8 protein-coding genes and 1 other RNA gene are annotated in these 8,107 nt (G+C 43.8%); 4 read left to right on the top strand and 5 right to left on the bottom strand.

Translation table 11 applies throughout. The features are described 5' to 3' along the window. The 3 genes from ilvB to ffs all read left to right on the top strand — a co-directional run. Positions 1-1,295 (top strand): biosynthetic-type acetolactate synthase large subunit (ilvB, locus tag F6K20_RS14920; RefSeq protein WP_287295142.1); only part of this gene is annotated, 1,295 nt, incomplete at its 5' end. A gap of 583 nt (positions 1,296-1,878) precedes the next feature. Beyond that, positions 1,879-2,331, top strand: coding sequence for a hypothetical protein (locus tag F6K20_RS14915; protein ID WP_009149960.1), 453 nt, complete (start codon positions 1,879-1,881; stop codon positions 2,329-2,331). A 56-nt stretch (positions 2,332-2,387) separates the two neighbouring features. Next, an RNA gene (ffs, locus tag F6K20_RS14910) (signal recognition particle sRNA small type) lies at positions 2,388-2,484 on the top strand. A gap of 77 nt (positions 2,485-2,561) precedes the next feature. Here ffs and F6K20_RS14905 read toward each other — a convergent pair. The 3 genes from F6K20_RS14905 to F6K20_RS14895 all read right to left on the bottom strand — a co-directional run bounded on the left by F6K20_RS14905 (position 2,562) and on the right by F6K20_RS14895 (position 5,771). Further along, the gene (locus tag F6K20_RS14905; RefSeq protein WP_287295141.1) at positions 2,562-3,254 is read right to left on the bottom strand and encodes a hypothetical protein; all 693 of its coding nucleotides are present in this window, start codon (positions 3,252-3,254) and stop codon (positions 2,562-2,564) included. Positions 3,255-3,766: 512 nt separating this feature from the next. Then, complete coding sequence (locus tag F6K20_RS14900) at positions 3,767-4,129, bottom strand: hypothetical protein (RefSeq protein WP_071107058.1); 363 nt, start codon at positions 4,127-4,129, stop codon at positions 3,767-3,769. 103 nt (positions 4,130-4,232) lie between these two features. Then, entirely contained in the window at positions 4,233-5,771 is a 1,539-nt protein-coding gene (locus tag F6K20_RS14895) for a protein kinase domain-containing protein (protein ID WP_287295139.1), read from the bottom strand. Positions 5,772-6,101: 330 nt separating this feature from the next. Between F6K20_RS14895 and F6K20_RS14890 the strand changes: the two genes are divergently transcribed. Then, on the top strand, positions 6,102-6,977 hold the full coding sequence (locus F6K20_RS14890) for a shikimate dehydrogenase (protein ID WP_287295144.1): 876 nt from the start codon (positions 6,102-6,104) through the stop codon (positions 6,975-6,977). 112 nt (positions 6,978-7,089) lie between these two features. Here F6K20_RS14890 and F6K20_RS14885 read toward each other — a convergent pair whose 3' ends face one another. Both F6K20_RS14885 and F6K20_RS14880 read right to left on the bottom strand, forming a co-directional pair. Then, positions 7,090-7,308, bottom strand: coding sequence for a hypothetical protein (locus F6K20_RS14885; RefSeq protein ID WP_287295137.1), 219 nt, complete (start codon positions 7,306-7,308; stop codon positions 7,090-7,092). Between the two features lie 87 nt (positions 7,309-7,395). Further along, complete coding sequence (locus F6K20_RS14880) at positions 7,396-8,010, bottom strand: EF-hand domain-containing protein (protein ID WP_287295136.1); 615 nt, start codon at positions 8,008-8,010, stop codon at positions 7,396-7,398. Positions 8,011-8,107 lie beyond the last annotated feature (97 nt).

Below are 8,107 nucleotides of genomic sequence, written 5' to 3'. Positions count from 1 at the left end.
TCTACGTACCTGTGGAAGCTAATCAACTCAAGTTGGTGGGCTATCGTCCAACAGTAAAGGGCAATCCCCGCCAAATTAACCAAGCCCTAAATTTAATTCGGCAAGCACGACGACCACTGCTTTACGTTGGTGGCGGAACCATTGCTGCTGGTGCCCATGATGAACTGCGCCAACTGGCAGAAATCTTCCAAATTCCGGTAACGACCACGTTGATGGGTAAGGGAGCATTTGATGAATCCCATCCCCTATCGGTAAAAATGCTGGGGATGCATGGCACTGCCTATGCTAACTTTGCCGTTAGTGAGTGTGACTTACTGATTGCTGTAGGGACGCGGTTTGATGACCGGGTGACCGGGAAACTGGATCAGTTTGCCTGTCATGCTCAAGTGATTCACATCGACATTGATCCCGCTGAGGTGGGTAAAAACCGCTCTCCCCAAGTACCGATTGTAGGGGATGTGCGCCGGGTTTTGCAATATATGTTGCGCCGTTACCAGGAAATGAATATCTCAGCAGAACCTAATCAAACCCAGGAGTGGCTAGCACGGATTAACCGTTGGCGTGAGGACTATCCCTTGCAGGTGCCTCAATACCCCGATAGTTTATCTCCCCAAGAAGTGATTGTAGAGGTAGGGCGTCAAGCACCTAAAGCTTACTATACCACGGATGTCGGTCAACATCAGATGTGGGCAGCGCAATTTCTTAATAATGGACCGCGCCAGTGGATTTCCAGTGGGGGATTGGGAACTATGGGCTATGGCATGCCAGCAGCCATGGGAGTCCAGGTAGCATTACCCGATCAGCAAGTGATTTGTATTGCTGGTGATGCGAGTATCCAGATGAATATTCAGGAACTGGGTACCCTCGCCCAATATGGCATCAATGTTAAGACCGTGATTATTAACAACGGTTGGCAGGGAATGGTGCGTCAGTGGCAACAAGCGTTCTTTGGGCAGCGTTATTCCTCTTCAAATATGGAAGTCGGGATGCCGGATTTTGTGCAACTGGCTCAGGCTTACGGGGTTAAGGGCATGATAGTTACTAGTCGGGATCAACTACAGGATGCGATCGCACAAATGCTAGCCTACGATGGTCCTGTGTTGTTAGATGTTCATGTAACCAAAGACGAGAATTGTTACCCAATGGTAGCCCCTGGTAAGAGTAATGCCCAAATGATCGGTTTACCAGAAAAACCATTACTCAAGAATGCTACAGAGCTAATCTATTGCAGTAACTGTGGTGCCAAGAATGTAGCAAGTAACAATTTTTGTCCTGAGTGCGGCACCAAGCTTTAATATTGTGTACCTAAGGATTTGACATTGCTGATCAATGGCATGATTTAGGCTAATCGGTCATGGATAATAGTAATGGATAGTAATGGTTAATTGGTACTTAACCATTTACTAATTACCCAACTATAGTTAATATCATTCCTTAGTTCAGCAAAACTGATAATTTCTCATTTAACCTTACTTACTTCGCTCACCAGCGGAGTATTTTTTTTGGCAAGTATCGTCAGTTTAATCCTACTTATCGGTAAGCATTCAGCTGATAGCTGATAGCTGATAGCTGATAGCTGATAGCTGATAGCTGATAGCTGATAGCTGATAGCTGATAGCTGATAGCTGATAGCTGATAGCTTACCTCATACCTAATCCTAAATTACCTGCCAGATTGGTCATCGTTGAGTGTAATCATACATAAGTTAGACATTCGTATACGTTATCCCATACATTAGTCTTCGATAATCATAACATAAGCAACCTATTATCAATTACCAAAAGGTAATATTTATTGTTTGCAGGCATTGCTAAGAATTGGAATAACTAAAAATCACTCTATAGTCAACATTAATTCAAACGCTTATTGCTATTGTATATGATTAATACTAAGATAGTTCGGAATGGACTAGCTCTCCTAGCTAGTAGCTTATTATTCACACCCAGTCCTGGTTTGGCTAGCTCTCCTCGTCAGGGGCAAGTTGAAAATAAATTAATCGCAGCAGCACAGTATTTAAGAGACCGGGATTACATGCCAACTCATCGACCGGTAGTCAATAGACTTTCCCGAAACCAAGTCTATGCATTTACCCTGGATCTAGAAGCTGGTAAATCTTATACCTTAGTAAGTTTTTGTGATGATGCTTGTCTCGATATTGACCTAGGTCTGTATGATAACAATGGCCAAACCGTTGACTATGATACTGACTATGGTCAATATCCGATTGTTCAAGTTACCCCTCGCGGCAGTGGAAAATTTATGGTTAAAGTGGGTATGCCCCACTGTGTAAGCTCTTCATGCTATTACGGGGTGGGCATATTCGCGAAATAGATCAAGAGGATTGATCTTCCTTCCCATTTTGAAAAATTCATGCTATTATAATATGTGGTTCGGATCGACGCGATCGCAACGCCCAAACCTTGTCAGGACCGGAAGGTAGCAGCAATAAGGGATGCTTACGATAGGCGTGGACTCCGAGCCACTCTCGTAGCCACAACAAATAGCCACAACACATAGCCACAAAACTATACACTTCGCTGCAGTTTTCGGTAACTACACCTCTAATTCGACATAACCTCGATCACTTCAGTATCTGAAATCATTTCGCCATTATGAACTAAATCCTGATGATTGTTGGAATTTAAGGTAACCTTGATTTCATTACTACCAGGTTCAAGCTTGCCAATATAGTACCAATTGCTGTAAATCCTGTTAATTTTTTTGCCATTGATGTATAGATGTCCATGTCCTTCTCCTGGTTGATGGGCTTTGCTAGCATTCTTGGGAGAAAATTGGAAGTTAGAAACCTTTATTTCTAAATTCCATCCTGTCATTGGATCTGGAGACACCACTATCTCAACATCTGGAACAGGTTGACCAGAAGGGATTTCCATGGTGCCATGATGATGACCCATTCCTTCACCATGGTTGCTACTGCTGCCAGCCTTGTGATTATGGTGATTATGCTCCATCTGTTTACTATGGTGATTACCGGTTTCGGTTTTATGACCATGGAGCTGAGCATGGGTCTGTTCAGAATCTATATCTTCATAGGCTACCATTCCACAACCACTACCAAGTAAGCTGATAGTTAGCAAACTGCCTGATGCGAATCTGAAAATAGTTCTAAGTGCTGAAAATACTGCTAACTGCTGACGGGTTAGTAGGATTTCTTTGGGTAGGTAAGTTAATAAGGTCTTGCTCATCCGATCGACAATTGTTGTTTCTACCATGGACTTTGCTAAATTGCCCATGGTATTTTATATTAGGTCAGGTAAATTTTCAAAAGACAAGCTGTAAAACCTAGTAATTAGTTAGGTAAGCAGTCAGGGGTCAGCGGTGAGCTAAAAGCTCACGCTACGCGAACAGCAGTCAGATGAAAATAAACCCGGGAGAATTTAATATTGATAGATTAATGATAAGTGAAAGTATGGATAAAAGTCCTTGGCCATAGGCCACGCTAGGCCGTGTTTTCAAAGTTTTCCGCAAGATTTAGATCCCCCCCAACCCCCCTTAATAAGGGGGGAGCCATTCTCAAAGTCCCCCTTTTTTAAGGGGGATTTAGGGGGATCTCCGAGTTTGAAAACACGCCCTAGGGCAACCGCTTTGTGGCACAGGCTTCTAGCCTGTGACATTAACGAATGCTTACCTCTTTATTCAAAAGCTGATAGCACCTCAAGTAGCACCATCTGTAGCGCATAAGCTGATAACTGATAGCTAATAGCTGATCGCTGATCGCTGATCGCTGATCGCTGATAACTTACGATTACCAACCTACTTCTTGAGCTACTCCATACAATTCTTCTAAATGTCGGCAAAATTCACTGTAGGTTCCAATTGGGCGTGCGTCTAATCCAGTTAAATCTAAATTTTCTTCAGTACTTTTCTGTTGGAGGTCTACTCCTTCCTGCTTGTTCCGCATATTTAATCGGTAAGCATTTTGGTCTGGATAAATTTCAAAAATTATCTCGATCGCGTCTTCATAGGTGTCTAAGGAAAGGCTTAGATCGAAGGGCTTTCCAGGTAAAACCAAGCTGATGCTGTCATAGCCTGTTACTTCTTCTGTGTAAAAAACTTGTGATTCGGACATGGTGATAATTATTTGAGTCCAGGCAGGAAAGCTAGTCATTTTTCTTCTCCTTTAAGTAGTGATAGCAATGCCCCTGGGCTTAACCTGGAACTAGCATGGAACGCAATAAACACACGGATGCTACAGTTGAGCAATCGGTGATTCACCACGGCACTAGGGAGGTTACCCCAATAAAGAATACTAATAATAACAAAAATAGTAGGGTAACTATGATACCAATAATGACGAAGGATGTGATCGCCCAACCCCGTTGATGGCGCTTAAAGGCTTTGATACTCTTCCAACGGCGGCTTTTCCATGCCCACTCATTACCCTTGATGCCCAAAATAATCCCCATCACTGGCCAAGCAAGAAATCCAGTCACTAAGGATAGATCGGTCCAGGCAATCAGTCCAATCCAAACTTGATTGGTGACACACCACAAACCTGGTAGACAAAAGGCACCCCAGTTCCAGCCTTGAATCTCTGCTGGCACTAGAACAGATTCGTCAAACACTTGCTTGCAACCGGAATTATTGATGGGAGTCGGTGGAGGGTACGATTTAGACTGGGGAGTTACAGCTACATTACCCTTTATTTCTGTTTGTCTAACCTTAGAATCATCAGAATCATCAGTTCGGATCAGGTCTAGAACCTCTTGAGCAGATTGGAATCGCTCAGAGGGTTGGGATGCCAGCAAACGAGATAGGATACTATTAAACTCTGGAGATAGGGTTACTTCTTCTTCAGTTCGCCAGCTCAGGGTATAAGGGTCAACCAGTTCCTGGGGCTGTTTACCAGTCATCAGTACTAGTGATGTCACTCCCAAAGCATACAGGTCACTATGGGGAGCAGCAATCCCTAGGCGTAGCTGTTCATCAGGTGCATAGCCAACTTTACCTAAACAAGTCCCACCAGCATAGATGGCAGAGTTTTGCCCAGGTGCGCTTGACCTTGGCGAATTAAATTCGCCAAGGTCAAGCGCACCTCTGGTTACGGGAGTATTGACTTCTAGGGCAATTTGTTTGACACCACCCAAGTCAATTAATACTGGTACTCCATCGGAAGCACGACGGATAATATTGTCTGGAGCAATATCCCGGTGAATTATTCCTAATTGGTGTAGGTAGCTTAAGACCGGGAGCAATTGCTGAAACAGTTGGATAATTTCGGTTTCGCTGAAGCGTTCCCCTTTGCTTACTCGTTCTTCGAGTAAAGTTTGATAGGTTTTTCCTTCAATGTAGTCTTGGACGAGAAACAACCGTTTGCCATGGCGAAAAAATTCCCAGAATCTCGGAATTTGGGGGGATGAAAGCTTGTGGAGCATGGTTGCTTCCCGTTGAAATAGTTCTTCCGCTTTTTCTAGGGTATGGGTGCCTTGGTTTCTTGGAGTCAGCTCTTTTAGGGTTACTAGTTCATTAAAGCGTCCAGTGTCTTTGGCGAGGTAGGTTTTGCCAAATCCCCCTTGTCCTAAGGTACGTTGAATTATGTAGCGATCGCGTAATCGGCTTCCAGTCTGTAATGTATTGTCATTATTAGTATTGTCTAATGTATTGTCTAATGTATTGTCATTATTAGTATTATCTAGATTAGTCTCTAGGGGACTGCTACTGGGAGGAGGTAGAGAGGCACCACAACGAGAGCAAAAACTTGCCCGACTGGGATTGATTTGCTCACATTTCATACAAATGATTGAATTCATGGCTCCACTCTTTTGAATACCAGCTGGGTTCATGCCGTTGCTGCCTAGTTAATTGGTATTATAATTGCCACTATAATTGGCTCGATATGATCTATTTTAGCCACCATGAGAAAAATGAGAGTTCATTCAAATGTGATGTTTGGGGTAATAATATTAGACGGTTGACGGTTAATTGTCAAGGAATTGTTAACTAATTATCAAAGGAAGGCAGCAATCTTAATAAGACTTAATAAGAAATAGTTAATAAGAAATATTGAAAAATTGAGCAATCTCGCAATTATTAACTATTTCGCTATTAAAATTCAAAGTTATGTGCGTAGAACGTGGGTGATGCTGCAAATAACAGGAACAACAAAGTTACTGGGTGTGATTGGTGATCCAGTGGAACATTCTTTATCACCACTGATGCATAACCGAGCGATCGCATCCTTGGGTGTGGATTATGTCTACCTACCTTTACCGGTAAAATCAGCAGATTTGAAAAATGCGATCGCTGGTTTTGAGGCGATTGGTCTAGTCGGCTTCAGTATCACTATTCCCCACAAACAGACTATCATCCCCTTGTTGTCGGAAATTTCAACAGTGGCTCAAGGGGTGGGAGCAGTGAATACTGTGTATCGCACCGATCAGGGTTGGATTGGTACGAATACCGATATCGAAGGGTTTATCACCCCGTTGCAAGGGTATAACCGGGATTGGACTCAAACTACTGTAGTTATTTTGGGGTGTGGTGGTGCAGCACGAGCTGTAGTAGTCGGTTGTGCTCAACTCGGTTGTACTGAGATTCATGTGCTTGGCCGCAATCAGGAAAAGTTAGGTAAATTTCAGGACAGCTGGATTAATTCTGACCTTGCTATTACTATTCATACTCATGCTTGGGAACAACTACCGGAACTTATAGGCCAAGCCAATTTGTTGGTGAATGCTACTCCGGTGGGAATGTATCCCAACATCGAGCAGTCTCCTGTTGATCAGCTAGCTATGGCCAGGTTGCCGGAAAATGCGATCGCTTATGACTTGATTTATACTCCTAATCCTACTCAGTTTTTACTACAAGCCAAAGAACGGGGAGCGATCGCCATTGATGGATTGGAAATGCTGGTGCAACAGGGAGCAGCAGCTTTCAAAATTTGGTTAGGACAAACTCCGCCAGTGGATATTATGCGTCACGCTCTCCAGGAGAAATTGGGATTGTTGAAAACTTAGCTAACATTTATGGCGTTGCTGAATCTTGGAATGAATATGAGTGGGGTGGGCATCCTGCCCGCCCGAAAATAAGCATGAAACTGGCAAGATGCCAGTGTCTTGATGCAGTCGCTCATGGGGGAAACCACGGCAGTTGCTCATGGGGGGAACCACGGCAGTCGCTCATGGGGAGGGGCTGTGTGCGGAACCTGCGTCCGCACCTTGTAAGCCCCGTGGAAACCCCCAAGACCGCGCTGCCTCCCCAAGACCGCACTGCCTCCCCAAGACCGCGCTGCATCGCTTCCACGCCTGATGCCCATTCCACAGGTGCGCTTTCAGTGATGGCAAGCAATCCCTCACCATTACGGAAAGCGCACCTATAATACCTAACACCTAAGACCTGTCCAAGGGCGAAACGTTTTGGAGCTACTGACTATCCTTAGTATGGACCTAAAATCCAGTTACCAGGAGCTTCTGGGTCGTCACTGTAAAAGAAATCATGGACATGCTGTAAAACCTCTTCTTTACTGAGATGTCCATCGCCATTTAAATCAAGCTTTGAAAAAATTTCGTCACTCAAGTTTCCATCTGAGAAGTGAGAGAGGAAGCCCTGTTTGTACTCTTGACGAGAAATCTCTCCATTGCCATCAACATCCAATCGCTCAAAAATCAAATTGGTTAGCTTGGCGATCACATCTTCTTCATAGGATCTTTCGTAGGACTGTGAGGTTTTAATTCCAGATTGGCGCTCTAACCACAAAGGCCGATATTGCTCCTTGAAACTAAGTTGTTTGGCTTTATGTTCCAGAAATTCTTCTAGAGTCACTTCGCCATCATCATTAATGTCCACTTCTTTTTGCAAGTTCTTCCATAAAGTTTTGAACTGAGAACAAATGATGTTATATTCCAAAGAACCCGGTTGATAACCTTGAACTTTTGCCTGAGACTGAGCCATCTTTTCATAGTCAGCTTCAGTGATGACTCCACTACCATCAACATCGTATAAATCGAAGAGTTTCTTCAGTTTTCGCTTCTGCAATTCGGTTAGCACCATAGCTTTATCCTGTTGTCAAAAACCTTAACTTAATCACTAATGGCAGCGATGAAAGGAAAGACTTTGTAGTGCATCGCACAGATGCCTTCCTCGGTTA

It is taken from the genome of Moorena sp. SIO2C4, from assembly GCF_010672485.1.
Taxonomy (GTDB): Bacteria; Cyanobacteriota; Cyanobacteriia; order Cyanobacteriales; family Coleofasciculaceae; genus Moorena; species Moorena producens.
Note: the sequence above shows the minus strand (reverse complement) of the source record. Positions and strands in the feature narration are given on the sequence as shown.

Coding starts and splice junctions, on each gene's coding strand:
- F6K20_RS14905 (WP_287295141.1), bottom strand. CDS start 3,254: ATGGGCAATTTAGCAAAGTCCATGGTAGAAACAACAATTGTCGATCGG.
- F6K20_RS14900 (WP_071107058.1), bottom strand. CDS start 4,129: ATGACTAGCTTTCCTGCCTGGACTCAAATAATTATCACCATGTCCGAA.
- F6K20_RS14895 (WP_287295139.1), bottom strand. CDS start 5,771: ATGAATTCAATCATTTGTATGAAATGTGAGCAAATCAATCCCAGTCGG.
- F6K20_RS14880 (WP_287295136.1), bottom strand. CDS start 8,010: ATGGTGCTAACCGAATTGCAGAAGCGAAAACTGAAGAAACTCTTCGAT.
- F6K20_RS14915 (WP_009149960.1), top strand. CDS start 1,879: ATGATTAATACTAAGATAGTTCGGAATGGACTAGCTCTCCTAGCTAGT.
- F6K20_RS14890 (WP_287295144.1), top strand. CDS start 6,102: ATGCTGCAAATAACAGGAACAACAAAGTTACTGGGTGTGATTGGTGAT.